The sequence below is a fragment of the Methylobacterium sp. CB376 genome (assembly GCF_029714205.1).
In the GTDB taxonomy this organism is placed as follows: domain Bacteria; phylum Pseudomonadota; class Alphaproteobacteria; order Rhizobiales; family Beijerinckiaceae; genus Methylobacterium.
Genome location: NZ_CP121648.1, coordinates 6,797,501 through 6,815,892 on the forward strand (window position 1 = coordinate 6,797,501; position 18,392 = coordinate 6,815,892).

Annotated in this window: 16 protein-coding genes and 2 pseudogenes; 13 read left to right on the forward strand and 5 right to left on the reverse strand. The window is 74.1% G+C overall.

Annotation, left to right across the window (positions count from 1 at the left end; genetic code table 11):
• The first annotated feature begins 22 nt into the window (after positions 1-22).
• From QA634_RS31330 to QA634_RS31350, 5 genes are all read left to right on the forward strand, one after another.
• A complete protein-coding gene (locus tag QA634_RS31330) occupies positions 23-181 on the forward strand; it encodes a hypothetical protein (RefSeq protein WP_012335848.1) in 159 nt (52 codons plus the stop codon).
• A 97-nt stretch (positions 182-278) separates the two neighbouring features.
• Positions 279-1,175, forward strand: a complete 897-nt coding sequence (locus tag QA634_RS31335) for a LysR family transcriptional regulator (protein WP_012335849.1) — start codon at positions 279-281, stop codon at positions 1,173-1,175.
• A gap of 137 nt (positions 1,176-1,312) precedes the next feature.
• A complete protein-coding gene (gene gudD / locus QA634_RS31340; protein ID WP_012335850.1) occupies positions 1,313-2,668 on the forward strand; it encodes a glucarate dehydratase in 1,356 nt (451 codons plus the stop codon).
• Positions 2,669-2,689: 21 nt separating this feature from the next.
• Entirely contained in the window at positions 2,690-3,460 is a 771-nt protein-coding gene (locus QA634_RS31345) for an HpcH/HpaI aldolase family protein (protein ID WP_012335851.1), read from the forward strand.
• Positions 3,461-3,477: 17 nt separating this feature from the next.
• Complete coding sequence (locus QA634_RS31350; RefSeq protein WP_012335852.1) at positions 3,478-4,359, forward strand: 2-hydroxy-3-oxopropionate reductase; 882 nt, start codon at positions 3,478-3,480, stop codon at positions 4,357-4,359.
• Between the two features lie 154 nt (positions 4,360-4,513).
• On the opposite strand, the gene QA634_RS31355 is transcribed toward QA634_RS31350, so the two are convergent.
• Positions 4,514-4,762, reverse strand: a complete 249-nt coding sequence (locus QA634_RS31355; protein WP_012335853.1) for a hypothetical protein — start codon at positions 4,760-4,762, stop codon at positions 4,514-4,516.
• A gap of 141 nt (positions 4,763-4,903) precedes the next feature.
• Positions 4,904-5,270: pseudogene (locus QA634_RS31360) on the reverse strand (response regulator).
• A gap of 132 nt (positions 5,271-5,402) precedes the next feature.
• Between QA634_RS31360 and QA634_RS31365 the strand changes: the two are divergent.
• From QA634_RS31365 to QA634_RS31375, 3 genes and pseudogenes are all read left to right on the forward strand, one after another.
• Entirely contained in the window at positions 5,403-6,146 is a 744-nt protein-coding gene (locus QA634_RS31365; RefSeq protein WP_012335854.1) for a Crp/Fnr family transcriptional regulator, read from the forward strand.
• 25 nt (positions 6,147-6,171) lie between these two features.
• Entirely contained in the window at positions 6,172-7,200 is a 1,029-nt protein-coding gene (locus QA634_RS31370) for a chemotaxis protein CheB (protein WP_012335855.1), read from the forward strand.
• Positions 7,201-7,293: 93 nt separating this feature from the next.
• Positions 7,294-10,478 (forward strand): annotated as a pseudogene (locus QA634_RS31375) (CheR family methyltransferase).
• Between the two features lie 441 nt (positions 10,479-10,919).
• Here the strand turns inward: QA634_RS31375 and QA634_RS31380 are convergent.
• On the reverse strand, positions 10,920-11,507 hold the full coding sequence (locus QA634_RS31380) for a response regulator (RefSeq protein ID WP_265576468.1): 588 nt from the start codon (positions 11,505-11,507) through the stop codon (positions 10,920-10,922).
• A gap of 645 nt (positions 11,508-12,152) precedes the next feature.
• On the opposite strand from QA634_RS31380, the gene QA634_RS31385 reads away from it, so the two are divergent.
• The 5 genes from QA634_RS31385 to QA634_RS31405 all read left to right on the forward strand — a co-directional run bounded on the left by QA634_RS31385 (position 12,153) and on the right by QA634_RS31405 (position 17,733).
• Positions 12,153-12,998 (forward strand): AAA family ATPase, encoded by an 846-nt coding sequence (locus QA634_RS31385; RefSeq protein ID WP_012335858.1) that lies wholly within the window; start codon positions 12,153-12,155, stop codon positions 12,996-12,998.
• A 13-nt stretch (positions 12,999-13,011) separates the two neighbouring features.
• Complete coding sequence (locus QA634_RS31390) at positions 13,012-13,536, forward strand: SixA phosphatase family protein (protein WP_012335859.1); 525 nt, start codon at positions 13,012-13,014, stop codon at positions 13,534-13,536.
• 268 nt (positions 13,537-13,804) lie between these two features.
• Complete coding sequence (locus QA634_RS31395) at positions 13,805-15,160, forward strand: hypothetical protein (protein ID WP_012335860.1); 1,356 nt, start codon at positions 13,805-13,807, stop codon at positions 15,158-15,160.
• 120 nt (positions 15,161-15,280) lie between these two features.
• Positions 15,281-16,726: a YcjX family protein gene (locus QA634_RS31400; RefSeq protein ID WP_012335861.1), complete on the forward strand. Its 1,446-nt coding sequence runs from the start codon at positions 15,281-15,283 to the stop codon at positions 16,724-16,726.
• Positions 16,723-17,733, forward strand: coding sequence for a YcjF family protein (locus tag QA634_RS31405; protein ID WP_012335862.1), 1,011 nt, complete (start codon positions 16,723-16,725; stop codon positions 17,731-17,733). Before QA634_RS31400 ends, QA634_RS31405 begins: the two co-directional genes overlap by 4 nt.
• 10 nt (positions 17,734-17,743) lie before the next feature.
• Here the strand turns inward: QA634_RS31405 and QA634_RS31410 are convergent, their stop codons facing one another.
• Together QA634_RS31410 and QA634_RS31415 are read right to left on the reverse strand one after the other, a co-directional pair.
• The gene (locus tag QA634_RS31410; protein WP_018263550.1) at positions 17,744-18,034 is read right to left on the reverse strand and encodes a HigA family addiction module antitoxin; all 291 of its coding nucleotides are present in this window, start codon (positions 18,032-18,034) and stop codon (positions 17,744-17,746) included.
• 14 nt (positions 18,035-18,048) lie between these two features.
• A complete protein-coding gene (locus QA634_RS31415) occupies positions 18,049-18,330 on the reverse strand; it encodes a type II toxin-antitoxin system RelE/ParE family toxin (RefSeq protein ID WP_012335864.1) in 282 nt (93 codons plus the stop codon).
• Positions 18,331-18,392: the final 62 nt, after the last annotated feature.

Below are 18,392 nucleotides of genomic sequence, written 5' to 3' on the forward strand. Positions count from 1 at the left end.
TCTGGTCACGGAAGGTTTGGCGATGCACCGCTTGGGCAGGGCGCGGGGATCGATTGCGGCGGCGCGCCTGGAGCGGGCCGCGATGCGGGAGGGGCGGCTCTTCCTCGAAGGCTGCGGGGCGGTCTGGACGGCCTGCCTCGGCTGGGTGGCGCTGCGGACCGCGCGCTACATCCTGGATTGACGGGCGCCCGGCGACCGGGCCGGTTTCGCCTGACGCCCCGCGCCCGGCGCGCTATCCTGGTCGGGGCCGCAGGCGGGCCCGGACCCCGGAGGCCGGCTTGCTCGAATTCAGCCAGATCCGCTGCTTCGTCGCCGTCGCGGAGGAACTGCATTTCGGCCGCGCGGCCGCCCGCCTCAGCATGACGCAGCCGCCCCTGTCGCGGCAGATCCAGGTGCTGGAGCGCATCCTCGACGTCCAGCTGCTCGAACGCTCCAGCCGCTCGGTCCGCCTCACCGCCGCGGGCCGCAGCTTCCTGCCGGAGGCCCAGCGCATCCTGCGCCTCTCCGAGGCCGCCGCCCAGGTCACCCGCCAGGTCGCGGCCGGCCGGGCCGGCACCCTGCGGCTCAGCTTCACGGCGGCCTCGGCCTACGCCTACCTGCCCGACCTCGTCATCGCCTGCCGGGCCGCCCTGCCCGAGGTGAGCCTCGCCCTGCGCGAGATGGTCACCAAGGACCAGATCGAGGACCTCCTCGCCTCCCGCCTCGACGCGGCCCTGGTGCGCCCCCCGGTGACGCATCCCGAACTCGATTCCGTGCGCGCCCGCGCCGAGCCCCTCGTGGCCGCCCTGCCGTCCGACCACCCGCTCGCCGCCCGCCCGGCGCTCGCCCTCGCCGATCTCGACCGCCAGCCCCTCATCGGCTACGCGCCGCACGAGGCCCGCTACTTCTACGACCTCGTCGCGGGCCTCTGCGCCGAGGCCCGGGTGCAGCCGCACGCGGTGCAGCAGCTCGCCCAGATCCACTCGATCCTCGCCCTGGTGCGGGCCGGGCTCGGCATCGCCCTGGTGCCGCACTCCGCCGAGCGGCTGCGCCTCGACGGCGTCGCCTACCGGCCCCTCGCCCTGCCGGAGCCTCGCCCCGTCGAGCTCGTCCTGGCCTGGCGCCGCGACCACGACAATCCCCTGATCGGCCAGCTCATCCGCCTCGTCGCCGAGCGGGCCGAGGCCGCGCCCTGAGCCCGCCGGCGGGGCGGCCCCGCCTGCGATGCGCCTGGCGCATCGATCCATTCAGCCTTTGGCTTGGACGTGCATCGCCGCGCGGGCCTAAATGGCGCCCGGGACGGTCGCAGACGCCGTCGCTTCGGGAGCACGCCATGGAGACCGCCGCCGGCCCCGCGCAGGGCCTCTCGCGCACGCCGACCATCGCCGCCATGCGGGTCGTCCCGGTGGCCGGCCGCGACAGCATGCTGCTCAACCTGTCGGGCGCGCACGGGCCGTTCTTCACCCGCAACCTCGTGGTGCTGACCGACTCGACCGGCGCCACCGGCCTCGGCGAGGTGCCGGGAGGCGAGCGCATCCGGCAGACCCTGGAGGATGCGCGCGGCCTCGTCCTCGGCCAGCCCCTCGGCGCCTGGAACCGCGTGCTCGCCGCCATGCGGGCGCGCTTCGCCGATCGCGACGCGGGGGGGCGGGGTCTCCAGACCTTCGACCTGCGCGTCGCCATCCACGCGGTCACGGCGGTGGAATCCGCCTTCCTCGACCTGCTCGGCCAGTTCCTCGGCGTGCCGGTGGCGGCCCTCCTCGGCGAGGGCCAGCAGCGCGACGCGGTCGAGATGCTGGGCTACCTGTTCTACGTCGGCGACCGCCGCCGCACGAATCTGGCCTACCGGGAGCCCGAGGCGCGCGACGGCTGGCTGCGGCTGCGCGACGAGGAGGCGCTGACGCCCGATGCCGTGGTGCGGCTCGCCGAGGCCGCGCACGAGCGCTACGGCTTCAACGATTTCAAGCTCAAGGGCGGGGTGCTGGCGGGCGAGCGGGAGATCGAGGCGGTGACCGCCCTCGCCAAGCGCTTCCCGCAGGCCCGCGTCACCCTCGACCCGAACGGGGCGTGGTCGCTCGAGGAGGCGATCCGCCTGTGCAGGGGCCGGGGCGACGTGCTCGCCTACGCGGAGGATCCCTGCGGGGCCGAGAACGGCTTCTCCGGCCGCGAGGTCATGGCCGAGTTCCGCCGCGCCACCGGGCTGCCCACCGCCACCAACATGATCGCGACCGACTGGCGCCAGATGGTGCACGCGCTCCAGCTCGGCGCCGTCGACATTCCCCTGGCCGACCCGCATTTCTGGACGCTGGCCGGGGCGGTGCGCGTCGCCCAGACCTGCCGCGACCACGGCCTCACCTGGGGCTCGCACTCGAACAACCACTTCGATGTGTCGCTGGCCATGTTCACCCACGCCGCCGCGGCCGCGCCCGGCAAGGTCACGGCGATCGACACGCACTGGATCTGGCAGGACGGCCAGCGCCTGACCCGGGAGCCGCCGGAGATCCGCGGCGGCCTGGTGCGGGTGCCGGAGCGGCCGGGCCTCGGCGTCGCGCTCGACTGGGAGGCGGTCGAGGCGGCCCACGCCCTCTACGAGCGCCACGGGCTCGGCGCCCGCGACGACGCCGCGGCGATGCAGTTCCTGATTCCCGGCTGGACCTTCGATCCCAAGACACCCTGCCTCGTGCGCTGACCGCAGCGGGAGACGCGACCCATGGACATCCTCACCAACCGCTTCAAGGCCGGGCTGCGCGCGCGCCGCCAGCAGGTCGGCCTCTGGTGCAGCCTCGCGAGCGCGATCTCGACCGAGATCGTGGCGGGCTCGGGCTTCGACTGGCTGCTCCTCGACATGGAGCACTCGCCCAACGACCTGCGCGACATCTACGGCCAGCTCCAGGCCATGGCGGAGGGCGGCGCCGCCCCGGTGGTGCGCGTGCCGAGCGACGACCCGATCGCCATCAAGCGCGTCCTCGACGCGGGCGCGCAGTCGCTGATGATCCCGAACGTCGACGGTGCCGCGCAGGCCCGCGCGGTGGTGGCCGCGACGCGCTACGCCCCGGAGGGCATCCGCGGCTTCTCGCAGGCGCCCCGCGCCGCCCGCTTCGGGCGCATCCCGGACTACCACGCCCGCAGCAACGGCGAGATCGCCGTCCTGGTGCAGGTCGAGTCGCGCCGCGCCCTCGACAACCTGGAGGAGATTGCCGCGGTGGAGGGCGTCGACGGCCTCTTCGTCGGGCCGGGCGACCTCTCCGCCAGCCTCGGCCATCTCGGCCAGCAGAACCACCCCGAGGTGGTGGCCGAGATCGAGCGCACGATCGGGCGCATCGTCGCGACCGGCAAGGCGGCCGGCATCCTCACGGCGAACGAGGAGCTCGCCGCCCGCTACGCCCGCGCCGGCACCACCTTCACCGCCATCGGCTCGGATCTCGGGCTCCTCGCCCGCGGCTCCGAGGCCCTCGCCGCGCGCTTCCGCGCCGGCCTCTGATCGGGAGCATCCTCGCCATGGACGTCGGATTCATCGGGCTCGGCATCATGGGCGCGCCCATGGCCGGGCACCTCATCGCGGGCGGCCACAGCCTCCACCTGAAGAGCCGCCGTCGCGTGCCCGAGGCCCTGGTGGCCGCCGGCGGGCGGCCCTGCGCCAGCGCCGCCGAGGTGGCCGCGCGCGCCGAGGTCGTCATCCTGATGGTGCCGGACACGCCGGACGTGGAGGCGGTGCTGTTCGGGGCGGGCGGGGTCGCCGAGGGGCTGCGCCCCGGCTGCGTCGTCGTCGACATGAGCTCGATCTCGCCGATCGCCACCCGCGACTTCGCGGCCCGCATCGAGGCCGCGGGCGGGCACTACGTCGACGCGCCGGTCTCCGGCGGCGAGGTCGGCGCCAAGAACGCGGCGCTCTCGATCATGGTCGGGGGCAGCGAGGAGGCGGTGGCGCGGGTGCGCCCGCTCCTCGACCTGATGGGCAAGAGCGTCACCCACGTGGGCGGCACCGGCGCCGGCCAGGTCGCCAAGGTGGCGAACCAGATCATCGTGGCGCTCACCATCGAGGCGGTGGCGGAGGGCCTGCTCTTCGCCTCGAAGGCCGGGGCGGACCCGGCCAAGGTGCGCCAGGCGATCACCGGCGGGCTCGCGACCTCGCGCATCCTGGAGCTGCACGGCGAGCGCATGATCACGCGCCGCTTCGACCCGGGCTTCCGGATCGCGCTGCACCAGAAGGACCTCAACCTCGCGCTCGAGGGCGCCCGCAGCCTCGGGCTGAGCCTGCCGGGCACGGCGCTCGCCCAGCAGCTCTTCTCGGCCTGCGCGGCGAACGGGGCGGGGGGGCAGGACCACTCGGCCCTGGTGCGCGCGCTGGAGATCCTCGGCAACCACGAGGTCGCCGGCTGAGGACCGGAGGCGGGGCGGCCCCGGCCGCCCCGCTCCGCGGCCGGACGGCTCAGGCGCTGTCCGGACGATCACGTCCGGACAGCGGATGCCAAGCCCGTGCGGCGCCTGAGCGAGGCCGACATCCGCATGGCGAAGCCATCCGTCGGATGTCGGATCACTCCTCGACGAGGAAGCCCGGATAGGCCTGGCCGCGGGGCACCACCGCGAAGGGGGCGCGCTCGCGGGGATAGATCGCGTCGTAGCCGGCGCGATCGCCCTCGGTGAGGCCGTAGCGGCGCTCGATCCCGGCACGCGGGCCGCCCGCCTGGGAGCCGGACGCGTTGTAGGGCGAGCCGCCCTGCGCGAAGGCCGGGGCGGCGGCGACGAGCAGGGCGCCGGCGGCGAGGAAGGGCTTGAGTTTCATCGGTGTCTCCGTGGTTCGGGCCGCTCTCGGGCGGCCTTCACCGGGACGACGTTCGCAGCCGCGAAAGGTTCGGGCCGCCATGTGCGGCAGCGCACGCGCTGCCGCAGGGATGGAGAGCGGCAGCGCGCGCTGCCGCAGGGATCAGGCGCAGCCCGGCAGCAGCCCGGGCAGGGTGCTGGCGAGGGAGGCCGGATCGAACGGCTTCTCCCAGTGCGGCACGTCCCGGTAGGCCGCCGGCACCGCGACGCGGTCGTAGCCCGTGGCGAACACGAAGGGCACCGACCGGGAACACCGTCTCACCCCGCAGATTGATGTCGAGCACGGCCGCGTCGATCCGCGCACCCCCGTCGATCAGAGCCATGGCGGCGTCCCGGCTCGGGGCCGGTCCCACGACCACGGCGCCGAGCCGGCCGAGGGCCTGAGCCATGTCGTCCGCGATGAAATACTCGTCCTCCACCACCAGGACCCGACGTTGCGCGAGCGGACCGGCCGGGAACGATGCTGCCATGCGCGGCTCCACTCCGGATCATGCGTCGGAAAACCATTGATGCATGATGCATAACGTGGCTCCCTGACGAATAACATGGAGTGAGCCCGGTCCGCTCCAATCGTTGTAACGGACGAGGGACGGGAGCCTGCGATGCCGACCTATCTGATCCGCAAGCTCGAGCAGTTCACCCGCCTGTCGAGCGACGACAAGCAGGCGCTCGAACGCGCGGCGTCGGGGAAGCTGCGCCGGTTCAGCTCGCGCGAGGACATTATCCGGGAGGGCGAGGCGCCGCGGCGGGTCAACCTCATTCTCGACGGCTGGGCCTGCCGCTACAAGGTGCTGGAGGACGGGCGGCGCCAGATCGCCGCCTTCCTGCTCCCGGGCGACCTCTGCGACATCCGCATGTTCATCCTCAAGCACATGGACCACTCGGTGGGCACCCTCTCGCCCGCGACCGTGGTGGAGATCCCGCGCGAGACGATCCTCGATCTGACCGACAATTTCCCCCGGCTCAGCCGCGCCCTGTGGTGGTACTCCCTGGTCGAGGAAGCGACCCAGCGCGAGTGGACCACCAATCTCGGCCAGCGCGACGCGCTGGAGCGGATGGCGCACCTGCTCTGCGAGGTGTTCATCCGGCTGCGCGGCATCGGGCTCACGGACGGGACGAGCTGCGAATTGCCGGTGACGCAGGCCGAACTCGCCGACGCCACCGGGCTCTCCACAGTCCACGTCAACCGCACGCTGCAGGATCTGCGCGCCCGCGGCCTCGTCATCCTGCGCGGCAAGACCCTGACGGTCCCCGACCTGGAGGCCCTGCAGGACGCCGCCCTGTTCAGCCCCAACTACCTCCACCTCGACTGCGAAGGCCAGGAGCTCGACGCCAACGACAGCTGACCGCGACCCGCAGCCAGGAGCGCCCGTGACCAATCGCGACATCATCGTCATCGGGGGCTCGGCCGGCGCCACCGTCCCGCTCAAGGCCCTGCTGCGGGCGCTGCCGGCCGACCTGCCGGCGGCCGTCCTGGTGGTGCTGCACATCCCGGCGCGCAGCCTCGGCCTCCTGGCCACCGTCACCTCCGCGGCGAGCCGCCTGCCGGTCGAGACGGCGCAGGACGGCATGGCGATCCGCCCCGGCCACATCTATCTCGGCGTCCCGGACCGGCACCTGCTCCTCGTCGACGGGGTGATCCGCCTCGGCCGGGGCCCGCGCGAGAACATGGTGCGGCCGGCCATCGACCCGCTCTTCCGCTCCGCGGCGATCGCCTACGGGCCGCGGGTGATCGGCGTCGTGCTGAGCGGGCTCCTGAACGACGGCGCCGCGGGGCTCGACGCGATCAAGGCCTGCGGCGGCCTCGCCCTGGTCCAGGACCCGGCCGACGCGGTCGCCGACGAGATGCCGCTCGCCGCCCTCGCGGCGGCGGCGGTCGACCTCGCGGTGCCGGGCGCGCGGCTCGGCGACGTGCTGTCGGATCTCGCCCGGGAGACGCCCGGCCCGCGCCTGCCGGTGCCGCCGGAGATCCGCATCGAGGTCGACATCGCGGCGGGCGAGCGGGTGGGCAGCGGCGTGCTGCGCCAGATTGCCGACCCGGCCCCCCTGACCTGCCCGCATTGCTGCGGCGTGCTGTCGGAGGTGCGCGGCAGCAAGCCCGTGCGCTTCCGCTGCCAGGTCGGCCACGCGCTCACCGCCGAGGCCCTCGCCAAGGAGCAGGAGGCGGCGGTCGACGAGGCGATGCGGGTGGCCCTGCGCATCGTCGAGGAGCGGGCCGACCTCGTGGCCCGGATGGCCGAGGACGGACGCCGGTCCGGCCGTCGCGCCGTGGCCGAGATGTACGAGGCGCGCGCCGCGGAGTATCGCGGCTACGGGGAGACGATCCGGCGGGCGATCCTGAGCGCGATGCCGCAGCCCGGCGCCGCCGATCCCGGAGACGGGAACGGCGAGGCGGGCTAATCTCCCGCCCGGCCGGCGGAAGCGCGTTTCGCACCAGGGACGGCAGCGGCGCGCCGGGCCGGCGGCGCGCCACGGGAGGCAGCGGGAGAGATCATGGAGGCTGACACGATCGCTTCCGGGGCCGACGATCCGGTCGGTGTCGTCCTGGCGGTCAGCGCCTCCGCGGCGAGCCCGGCCTCCCTCGAACGGCTCCTCGCCGGCCCGCTGCCGAGCGCGCAGGTGGCGACGATCCTCATCCTGCAGCATCGCGAGATCCTGGACGAGGCGCGGCTGCGCCTCGCCCTCGGCCTGTCCGGGCGCGGCCTGACGGCGGTCGAGGACGGGCTCCCCCTGGCGGGGGCCGCCTCTACCTCCCGGCCCCGGGGGCGATCGCCACGATCGAGCGCGGTCGCTTCCGGACCCGCCCGGCCGAGCAGGCGCCCGGGGAGCGCGGCGTGATCGACAGCCTGCTCGTGTCCCTCGCCCGCGAGGAGAACCGGCGCGCCGTGGTGGTGGCGCTCGCCGGGACGGACGGCGACGGCACGCTCGGCGTCAAGATGATCAAGGAATCGGGCGGCCTCGCCCTGGCCGAGGAGACCGCCGAGGCGCGGGCAGACGACCTCGCGGCCAGCAACAGCCCGGCCGCGCTCGCGGACGCGATCCTGCCCCTCGACGACCTCGCCGACCGCCTCAGGGCCTACGTGGCGCAGCTCCTGCGCGAGGACGAGGCGATGCCCGAGGGCGCGCTCCCCAGCGAGGAGATCGCGGGCGCGCTCACCGCCGTCGCCACCATCCTGCGCAACAAGACCGGGCACGACTTCCACGGCTACAAGCCCGGCACCTTCCTGCGCCGGGTGCAGCGGCGCATGCAGGTCGTGCAGGCCGAGAGCCTCGCCGCCTACGTGGAGATCCTGCGCGCCAAGCCGGACGAGGCGCAGGGCCTGTTCAACGACCTGCTGATCGGGGTGACGCAGTTCTTCCGCGACCCGGGCGAGTTCGACCTGCTGGAGCGCGAGGTCGTCCCGGCCCTGTTCTCGGGCAAGCGCCGCAGCGACCAGCTCCGGGTCTGGGTGATCGGCTGCTCGACCGGCGAGGAGGCCTACTCGATCGCGATCCTGCTGCGCGAGCAGCTGGCCGACCGGGACGAGGTGCCGCAGATCCAGATCTTCGCCACCGACCTCGACGGACGGGCGCTGGCCGCCGCGCGGGCGGGCCGCTACGCCGACGACATCGCCGCCGAGATGTCGCCCGAGCGCCTCGCCCGCTGGTTCGTCAGGGAGGGCGACACCTACTGCGTCGTCAAGGAAGTGCGGGAGATGTGCATCTTCTCCCAGCACAGCATCGTCAAGGACGCGCCCTTCTCGCGCCTCGACCTCATCTCCTGCCGCAACCTGCTGATCTACCTCGACGCGGAGCTGCAGAGCCGGGTCGTCCCGCTGTTCCACTTCGCCCTGCGGCCGGGCGGTTTCCTGTTCCTGGGCAATTCCGAGAACGTCTCGCGGCACACGGGGCTGTTCGCCCCGATCGAGGGCCGCTCGCGGATCTTCCGGCGGCTGGAGACCGGCACGCGCACGCTGCCGGACTTCCCCTTCGCGGCGGTCGACCGCCGCCTGGCGGCGCCCGCCGTGCCCCCCGAGCGGCCCCGCGCGGCCGAGGCGACGCTGACGCGCCGGGCCGAGCGCTTCGCCGAGCGCTTCGCCCCCGCCTACGTCATCGTGGACGAGAGCTACACGGTCCTGCACTTCTCCGGGCGGACCGGCCGCTACATCGACCCGGCCGGGGGCGCGGCGAGCCTCAACCTGCTGCAGCTCGTGCACCCGGACCTGCGCCTCGACCTGCGCGCCGCCCTGACCCGGGCGGCCGAGCACGGCGCAACCGTGCAGCTCGACGGGCTGCGCATCGGGCTGAACGGGCACCGGCTGGTGGTCGACCTCGTGGTCGAGCCGGTCCAGGAGGCGCCGGGCGCGGGCCTCAGCTTCGTCGTGCTGTTCAAGGACGGGGCGATGCTGGCGAGCGACGAGGACGGCGCCCCCGCTCCCTCCGCCCAGACCGAGCACGCCCAGCGCCTCGAGGCGGAGCTGCGCACCACCAAGGACCGGCTCCAGGCCACGATCGAGGAGCTCGAGAGCACGAACGAGGAGCTGAAATCCTCCAACGAGGAGTACCAATCCCTCAACGAGGAGCTTCAGAGCGCCAACGAGGAGCTCGAGACCTCCAAGGAGGAGCTCCAGTCGGTCAACGAGGAGCTCACCACCGTCAACGGCGAGCTCGGCCATCGCGTCAACGAGCTGACGCGGGCGACCAGCGACCTCAAGAACTTCCTGGAGAGCACGCAGATCGCCACGGTCTTCCTCGACAACGATCTGCGGGTGACGAACTCGACGCCGGCCGTGTCAGAGGTGTTCCACCTCGTCGAGTCGGATGTCGGCCGGCCGATCGCCCACATCAAGCCGCGGGTCGCCTACGACGAGCTGCAGGAGGATGCGCGGCGGGTGCTGCGCACGCTCGGCACCGTCGAGCGGGAGATCGTCAACCCGGCCACGGGCGCGCGCTACATGGTGCGGGTGCTGCCCTACCGCAGCGTCGACAACTTCATCGCCGGGGTCGTCGTCACCTTCGTGGACATCACGGCCCGCCTGCGGGCCGAGGAGGCCCTGCGCGCCAGCGAGGGGCAGGCCAAGCTCCTGCTCGCCGAATTGCAGCACCGGGTGCGCAACACGCTGGCGGTGATGCGCTCGGTCGTCCGGCGCACAGCCCTGTCGAGCGACAGCGTGGAGGATTACGCCGCCCACCTGGAGGGGCGCATCGACGCCTTCGCGCGCGTCCAGTCCGCGGTCACCCGCGACCCGGCCGCGGGCATCGACCTGGAGCAGCTCGTCAGCCACGAACTCCTGGCCCACGCGGCGCACGAGGGCGAGCAGGTGCGCCGGATCGAGGGCCCGCCGGTGCGCCTGCGCCCCAAGGCCGCCGAGACCCTGGCCCTCGCCATCCACGAACTCGCCACCAACGCGGTCAAGCACGGGGCGCTGACCGCCCCGAGCGGGCGGGTGACGGTGACGTGGCGGATCGAGGACCGGTCCGCGCCCGAGCCCCTGCTGACGCTCGCCTGGATCGAGACCGGGGTGACGCTCTCGGGGGATCCGCCGTCGCGGCGCGGCTTCGGCACCGAGCTGATCGAGCGCACCCTGTCCTACGAGCTCGGCGGCAGCGCCGCCCTGAGCTTCCGGCCCGAGGGGATGCAGTGCCACATCGTGCTCCCCGCCAACGACCGGATCCTGGTCCAGCGCGAGCGGGAGTGATGCGCTGTCCGGACGATCACGTCCGGGTATGACGAGCCCGCGCGGCGCCTGAGCGAAGCCGACATCCGCATGGCGAAGCCATCAACCGGATGTCGGATGACACGCCCGCGCGGCGCCTGAGCGAGGCCGACATCCGCATGGCCGAAATCGGAGATGGCGACGCAATCCGTGGGATGTCGCATCAATCCTGCGCGTCCTCGCCGGCCGGCGCCTCGGCATCCTGCGGCGGTCGCACGGTCCGACGAAGCGGATGCCGGTTCGGCCGCAAGATGACGCGGGGACGAGAGTTCAAGACCGACGACCATGTCCGATGATCGGTGGTTCCGTGCGCGATGCCTCGTCACGCCATCGGCGTGTGTCGACATGCCGGGAGGATCCGCGGCCCGACGCGTCGGCAGCCTGGGCCGTCGGCATGAGCGGCCTCGCAGCGGGCGGTTCGGCTCAGGCCACCGGCGGGTCCGGGTGGCGCACGGCGTGGTCGACCTGGGCGAGCACGTCGAGGGCGCGCCAGGGCTTGGGCATGTAGACGGCGCCCTGCGGCAGGCCGGCGATCCGCGCATCCGCGAAGCCCGACGTGACGACGACCCGCACGCCCGGCCAGAGCTGGCTCACCGCGCGGGCGAGGGCGATCCCGTCCATCCCGCCCGGCAGCCGCACGTCCGTGAACACCATGGCGACCTCGGTGCCGCGCTGCTTGAGGAGGGCCACCGCCTCCTCGCCGCTGCCGCAGGCGGCGACGTCGAGCACCGTGTCCCGCAGCAGCGCCACCGCGAGGTCGCGCACGGCCGGGTCGTCCTCCACCACCAGGACGAGCTGCGTCGGCTCGCCGGCCGGCCCGCGCCGTCCCTCCTCGCGCCGGCCGACCGCGTCGCGGGCGACCAGCAGCGCCACGAGGTCGCGCAGGCGCTCCGGCAGCGCCTCCTGCATGGGCGCCCCGAACAGGTCCTGCAGGCCGCGCCCGACGCCGTGCGCCACGGCCGCCTCCGAACTGGTTTGGGCAGGTTGGAACACCGTGTCCGCACGACGCATGTCAAACCCTCTTGCGGGGGCCGCACCGGCCTCCCGAACCGCCGCTATCGCAGGTTATGAGCCCCACGAAAGGGCAATGAGGCCGGGCGAGGTTGGTTTCAGCGTGGCGCTACGCGATCGTGAAAGGTGCACAAATCAGTCGAGCGCTCGGGATATGCCTGCGGCGGGGGGCGGACGCGCCCTCCGCCGCCGCCGATGATGGCCGAGACCTTGCCGGCCGGGCGTTCCGCCGCCGCGCCGCCGCACGGCCCGGCGGCGCCCGGGAATTCCCAGTCGCTCCGGGAACAACCCGAGAACCGATGTGTTGGCAACAGGCAGTGTGTGGCGTCTTGGCTCCTCTGCGGATCTCCTCCGAATACTGGGCCGTGCCGGTGAGGCGCGGCCCTTTTTTTCGATCGTGATTCATGTAAATGCGGGGAGGTTGCTGCACTAACCTATGTGGAGGTGAGGCCGGCGCGACCACCCTATGATCCCGCGTCGCGCCGCCGGCTCCCCGCCGCGCGGTGCGAAGCCGGCGGCCCGGGGGTGCCCGTCTCCTCCTCGATCCCTGCCCCCGGGCCGCCGGCGCCTCCGCCCCGGTCCCGACTCGCGGTTCCCAGAGGCATCGCTTAGATGTTCTGCTCCGAGAGCAGGATGTGAGGGCCGATGCGCTTTTCCGGAACCGATACCTACGTCGCCTCGCCGGATCTCGCGGTCGCGGTGAACGCCGCCGTGACGCTGGAGCGCCCGCTCCTGATCAAGGGCGAGCCGGGCACCGGCAAGACGGTGCTGGCCGAGGAGGTGGCCCGCGCGCTCTCCGCGCCGCTTCTGACCTGGCACGTCAAGTCGACCACCAAGGCCCAGCAGGGCCTCTACGAGTACGACGCGGTCTCGCGCCTGCGCGACTCGCAGCTCGGCGACCCGCGCGTCTCGGACATCCGCCACTACATCCGCCGCGGCAAGCTCTGGGAGGCCTTCACGGCACCGGAGCGGCCGGTGCTGCTGATCGACGAGATCGACAAGGCCGACATCGAGTTCCCGAACGACCTCCTGCTCGAACTCGACCGCATGGAGTTCCACGTCTACGAGACGGGCGAGACCGTGCGGGCGGCGCGGCGCCCGATCGTCATCATCACCTCGAACAACGAGAAGGAATTGCCCGACGCCTTCCTGCGCCGCTGCTTCTTCCACTACATCAAGTTCCCGGATCCCGAGACGCTGCAGGCGATCGTCGCGGTGCATTATCCGGGCCTCAAGCAGCGCCTGGTGGAGGAGGCCCTGCGCATCTTCTTCGAGGTGCGCGAGGCGCCGGGGCTCAAGAAGAAGCCGTCGACCTCCGAACTGCTCGACTGGCTCAAGCTGTTGATGGCGGAGGATATCGGCCCCGAGAGCCTGCGGGAGCGCGACCCGCGCAAGCTGATCCCGCCGCTGCACGGGGCGCTCCTGAAGAACGAGCAGGATGTCGCCCTGTTCGAGAAGCTCGCGTTCCTGAGCCGCCGCGACGGCCGCTGACGGAGGCAAAGCCATGCGCCGCCTGATCCTGCTGCGCCACGCCAAGTCGGACTGGCCCGACGGCGTCCCCGACAGCGACCGGCCGCTCAGCCGCCGGGGGCGCGAGGCGGCGCCGCGCATGGCCGCCTACCTCGCCGAGGAGGGCCTGCGGCCCGACCACGCCCTGGTCTCGCCCGCGCGGCGCACGCAGGAGACCTGGAGCCTGGTGGCGCCGGCCCTGCCGGGCGCCGCGCAGGAGACCGTGCCGGCCCTCTACGAGGCCTCGGCCAAGCGCCTGCTCGACGTGGTGCGGGGCGCCGACGACGCGGTCGCGACGCTGCTCCTCCTCGGGCACAATCCCGGCCTGCAGGAATTCGGCCAGCTGCTGCTCGCGGACGAGGACCGCGACGGGTTGCGGGCGCTGTCGCGGAAATTCCCGACCGCCGCCGTGGCGGTGATCGACCTCGCGGTCGGGGCCTGGGCGGAGGTGGCGCCGCACAGCGGCACGCTGGAGCGCTTCATCACCCCCAAGGCGCTCGGCGCGGGCGAGGACGACTGAACCGAAGCCCGGCTCGGCCGTTTCCGAGCGGCGGGTTCGGGCGCGCCGGAACGCACGCGCGGGAGGCCGTCTCCCGCGCGAGCGCGGCGCCGCCCGAGCCCCGACCGGTGACCTTAAGCGGAATGGCACGGCGCAATTCTGCTTGGACTGTTGGTTTCGCATCATTTTGCCGCCAAGCCGGTGGCCGCTTCGGCGAATGATGCAGAGGGAAGGGAGGCCCGCCCGATGACGCCAGCCGCCGCGGCGACCGAGCCGTCCTGAGCGCGCCGTGATCCTCCTGCCGCTGCTCGCCCTCGCGACCGCGCTGGGCCCCGGCGCGGACCGGGCCGCCGCGCTCGCCCGCGAGGGGCTGGCGGCGGCGGACGCCGCCGGCCGGCTCGCGCTCGCCCGCACCGCCCTGGCCGTGCCCGAGGCGGGGCCGGCCCTCTACCGGCCTGAGGCCCGCGCGGTGTCGAACTGGCGCGAGGAGGCCCGCTTCTCGCTGCGCCCGCTCTCCCTCGCCCTGGTGGCCTTCGCGGCGCCGGCCGATCCCGCCTTCGTGGCGCGCTGCGTCAAGCTCAACAATTACTGGTGCATCAAGCGCGCCGGCTGGGACGGCGAGATCGGCGCCGACGCGGAGGGCCACACGGGCTTCGCCTCGGCCGAGCAGGGGGCCGACGCCGCGGTCGCGCTGCTGAGGCGCTACTACACGGTGCTCGGCCGCCGCTCGGCCCTGGCGATCGTGCGGCGCTGGGCCCCGGCCGAGTGCGCCGCGCCCGCGGCCGCGCTCGCCCGGCCTCCCGGCCCGGCCGGAGGCGGGGCCGCGCGGCGCCCCGCGGCGGTCCAGGCGGCGGCCATCCCGGCCTCGCCCGCGCTGACGGCCCTGGCGCCGCGGGGGATCGGCCGCACGCTGCGGGCGCGGTTCCTCGCCCGCCACGGCCGCGGCGGCCTCGCGCGCCCGGCGCCGCGCGCGGCGCCCCGCGCCGTCGCGCGGGCCGCGCCGGGTCTGCCGCCCGGCGCCGTCGCGCGGGCCGCGCCGGGCGGCCCGGCCCTGCGGATCCAGCCCTGGTCGGCGCTCGCCCGGCTCGGGGGCCGGACGCGCCCTCCCGTCCGGCCGAACCCGCCCCGGCCGGCCGCCTCGGTGCCGACGATCGCCACCGGCATCGGCGCGGCCCCGGAGCCCGCCGCCCCGGTGACGCCCGCCCGCCTCCTCGACGGGGACCGGCTCCTCGCCGAGGCGGCCGCTCTGCCCTCCCTGACCTCGCTCTCCTCGGTCGCCGCCCTGCCTCCGGCGCTGCGCCCGCCCGCCCCCCTGTGCGGCTCCGACGAGGCGCGCATCCAGGCCTACGCGCGCCGGATCGCCGAGAGCGTCGGGCTCGGGGCCGGCGACGATCTCGGCCTGTTCGACGCGCAGGGGAGCGCGACTGCCCGCCTCGCGCCGGTGCTCCTCGCCATGTCGGCGGTCGAACTCGGCAGTCTGCGGGCGAATCCGGCCCTCGTCGCCGAGGCGATCGCCCGGGCCGAATCCTCCCGGGCGCGGCTCTCCGCGCAGGCGCAATCCGCCGCGCAGGCGCAGCCCGCCGCGCCGGTGCGGCCCGCCGCGCGGGCGGAGGCGGAGGGGCTGGCGAGGCCGCATCAGCCGTGAGCGGCCCGGCTTCGTGAGCGCCCCCGCTCGCCGACCGCTCCCGGTCGCGGCGCGCCCTTGCGGAACGGCGAAGCCCGCGCCACCTCCCCGTCACCCATCGAGCGAGAGCGAAGTCCGTCCGTGCCGCCCCTCCTGAGCTTCGTCGAGCGGGCCGGCTCCGCCGCCCGCGCCCTCGCCGAGGCCTCCAGCGACCTCCTCGTCCAGCCGACCCTGCGGCTCGGCGTCACCGGGCTCGCCCGCTCGGGCAAGACCGTGTTCACGGCCGCCCTGGTGCATCAGCTCTCCGGCCTCAACCCGCTGCCGGCCCTCAGGGCCTCGCAGGAGGGCCGCCTGCGCCGCGCACGGCTGGTGCCCCAGCCCGACGACGACGTGCCGCGCTTCCCCTACGAGGAGCACCTCGCGGCGCTGACCGAGGAGCGGCGCTGGCCGCGCTCCACCGACCGGATCAGCCAGCTGCGCCTCGCCATCGCGTACGAGCGGGCGGCCGGCTGGCGGCCCGGCCCCGCGAGCCTGATGGTCGACATCGTCGATTATCCGGGCGAGTGGCTGCTCGACCTCGCCCTGATCGAGCAGACCTACGAGGGCTGGTCGCGGGAGACGATCGCGGCCGCCCAGCGCCCCGGCCGCGCCGCGCTGGCGGCGCCCTGGCTCGACCTCCTGCGCGGCCTCGACCCGAATCAGCCCCTCGACGAGGTCGTGGCCGAGCGGGCGAGCGACGCCTTCAAGGCCTATCTGGCGGCGGTGCGGGCGGGGCCCGAGGCGGTCGCCACCACGCCGCCCGGGCGCTTCCTGATGCCGGGCGACCTCGCGGGCTCGCCGGCCCTGACCTTCGCGCCCCTCCTCCTCACCGGCCCGACCGGCCCGGACAGCCTCGGCGGCCTGATGGAGCGCCGCTTCGAGGCCTACAAGGGCCGGGTGGTGACGCCCTTCTTCCGCGAGCATTTCCAGCGCATCGACCGGCAGATCGTGCTGGTCGACGTGCTCGCCGCGGTGGATGCCGGGGCGGCGGCCCTGGCCGAGTTGGAGGACGCCCTCGACCGGGTGCTGATGAGCCTGCGGATCGGGCGCAACAGCGTGCTGTCGCGGCTGTTCGCGCCGCGGGCCGACCGGATCCTGTTCGCGGCGACGAAGGCCGACCACCTCCACCATTCCAGCCACGACCGGCTCGACGCGCTGCTGCGCCTCCTGGTGGCCCGCTCCCTGCGGCGCACGGAGGCGGCGGGGGCGCGGGTCGGCACGGTGGCGCTCGCCTCGGTGCGGGCGACCCGCGAGACCCTGGTGCACGAGGGCCCCCACACGCTGCAGGCGGTGGCGGGCACGCCGGAGGCCGGCGAGGCGATCGGCGACGACGTCTTCGACGGCGAGACCGAGGCGGCGATCTTCCCCGGCGAGTTGCCCGAGCGGCCCGAGGCGGTGCTGGAGGGGGCGGTGGAGCCCGGCTCCCTGCGCTTCCCGCGCTTCCGCCCGCCGCGCGTGCCGGCGGACGCGCTCGGCCGGCCGGGCCGGCTGCCGCAGATCCGCCTCGACCGCGCCCTGCAATTCCTGATCGGCGACCGCCTCGCATGAGCCTGCCCCCGAAGCCCCGGGCCTTCCGCCTGCCGCCCGAGCCGGGCCCGCCCGGCACCGAGACCCCGCTGGCCGAGGGCGTGCGGGTGGTGGAGCAGCCCTTCGAGATCGTGGACGCCGCCGACGGCGTGCCGGTGCCGGTCGCGCCCCGCGCGGGTCCGCCCTGGGCGACGCTCCTCCTCTCGGCGCTCGGCGGCCTCGCGAGCCTGGGGATCGGGCTCGCGGTCGAGCGGCTGATCGCCGACCTCTTCGCCGCCGCCCCCTGGCTCGGGGCGGTGGCGCTGGCGCTCCTCGCGCTGGCGGCGGTGGCGCTGCTGGCGCTGGTCTGGCGGGAGCTCGCCGGCGTGCTGCGCGAGCGGCGCATCGAGGCGATCCGCGAGGCGGCGCTGGCGGCGCTGGCGAGCCGCGACCACACCGCCGCCAAGGCGGTGGTGCGGGAGGTCGGCACCCTCTACGCCGAACGGCCGGGCCTCGCGGCGGCGCGCGGGCGCCTCGACGCGGTGGCCGACGCGATCCTCGACGTGGAGGACCGCCTGGGCATCGCCGAGCACGAATTGCTCGGCCCCCTCGACCGGCTGGCCAAGGCCGCGGTGGCGGACGCGGCCAAGCAGGTCTCGGCCGTGACGGCGCTCAGCCCGCGGGCGATCGTGGACGTGGCCTTCGTGGTCTTCGCGGCGGTGCGGCTGCTGCGCCGGGTCGCGACGATCTATGGCGGGCGGCCGGGCCTGTTCGGGTTCCTGCGGCTCGCCCGGGCGGCCTTCGCGCATCTCGCGGTGACGGGCGGCGTCGCGGTCGGCGACAGCCTCGTGCAGCAGGTGCTGGGCCTGGGGCTCGCGGCGCGGGTCTCGGCGAAGCTCGGGGAGGGGGTGCTCAACGGCCTGATGACGGCCCGCTTCGGCCTCGCGGCCCTGGCGGTCTGCCGGCCGCTGCCCTTCCTGCGCGAGCCGGCGCCGCGGATCGGGGACGTGGCGGGCGAACTGATCCGCACCGGCGAGGCGGAGGGCTGAGGCGGGATCGTCAGGTGGGAGCCGCCTCGCGCGGGCGGATCGTCTCGTAATCGTGCGTCGCCGCCGCCTTCGAGAGATCGTGCGCGGTCTGGAGGTTGACCCAGAACTGGGCCGTGGTGCCGAAGTAGCGGCCGAGCCGGAGGGCCGTGTCGGCCGTGATGCTCCGGCGCTCGCGCAGGATGTCGCCGATGCGGTTGTGCGGCACCCTGATCGCCTCCGCGAGTTGGCGGGCGCTCAGGCCGAACGGTTTCATGAAGTCCTCAAGGAGGACTTCGCCAGGATGGGTGCGGATGCGCGGCATACGATCTCGGTACCTCAATGATAATCGACGATCGCGACCTCCTCGGGACCGAGGTCTGTCCAGCGAAAGCAGATGCGCCATTGGTCGTTGATGCGAATGCTGTGCTGGCCCGCGCGGTCGCCCTGGAGAGGTTCCAAACGATTGCCTGGCGGGCTGCGCAGGTCGTCGAGGTCGACCGCGGCGTCGAGCGCATCGAGCTTGCGCAGGGCGATACGTTCGAATGCCCGCCACCGCGGATGACAGATGCCATCCTCATGCAGGGCGCGCGCGTGCTTGTCAGCGAAGCTCTGGATCATCTCCGGCCGGCATGCGGTACGATTCCCGTACCACAAACCGTCGGCAGCTTCAACGAAGGTGC

Excerpts from the sequence above, each read along its gene's own strand:
- QA634_RS31330 (WP_012335848.1), top strand. The coding sequence starts at position 23 with ATGCACCGCTTGGGCAGGGCGCGGGGATCGATTGCGGCGGCGCGCCTG.
- gudD (WP_012335850.1), top strand. The coding sequence starts at position 1,313 with ATGGAGACCGCCGCCGGCCCCGCGCAGGGCCTCTCGCGCACGCCGACC.
- QA634_RS31345 (WP_012335851.1), top strand. The coding sequence starts at position 2,690 with ATGGACATCCTCACCAACCGCTTCAAGGCCGGGCTGCGCGCGCGCCGC.
- QA634_RS31350 (WP_012335852.1), top strand. The coding sequence starts at position 3,478 with ATGGACGTCGGATTCATCGGGCTCGGCATCATGGGCGCGCCCATGGCC.
- QA634_RS31355 (WP_012335853.1), bottom strand. The coding sequence starts at position 4,762 with ATGAAACTCAAGCCCTTCCTCGCCGCCGGCGCCCTGCTCGTCGCCGCC.
- QA634_RS31365 (WP_012335854.1), top strand. The coding sequence starts at position 5,403 with ATGCCGACCTATCTGATCCGCAAGCTCGAGCAGTTCACCCGCCTGTCG.
- QA634_RS31380 (WP_265576468.1), bottom strand. The coding sequence starts at position 11,507 with ATGCGTCGTGCGGACACGGTGTTCCAACCTGCCCAAACCAGTTCGGAG.
- QA634_RS31385 (WP_012335858.1), top strand. The coding sequence starts at position 12,153 with ATGCGCTTTTCCGGAACCGATACCTACGTCGCCTCGCCGGATCTCGCG.
- QA634_RS31390 (WP_012335859.1), top strand. The coding sequence starts at position 13,012 with ATGCGCCGCCTGATCCTGCTGCGCCACGCCAAGTCGGACTGGCCCGAC.
- QA634_RS31405 (WP_012335862.1), top strand. The coding sequence starts at position 16,723 with ATGAGCCTGCCCCCGAAGCCCCGGGCCTTCCGCCTGCCGCCCGAGCCG.
- QA634_RS31410 (WP_018263550.1), bottom strand. The coding sequence starts at position 18,034 with ATGCCGCGCATCCGCACCCATCCTGGCGAAGTCCTCCTTGAGGACTTC.
- QA634_RS31415 (WP_012335864.1), bottom strand. The coding sequence starts at position 18,330 with ATGATCCAGAGCTTCGCTGACAAGCACGCGCGCGCCCTGCATGAGGAT.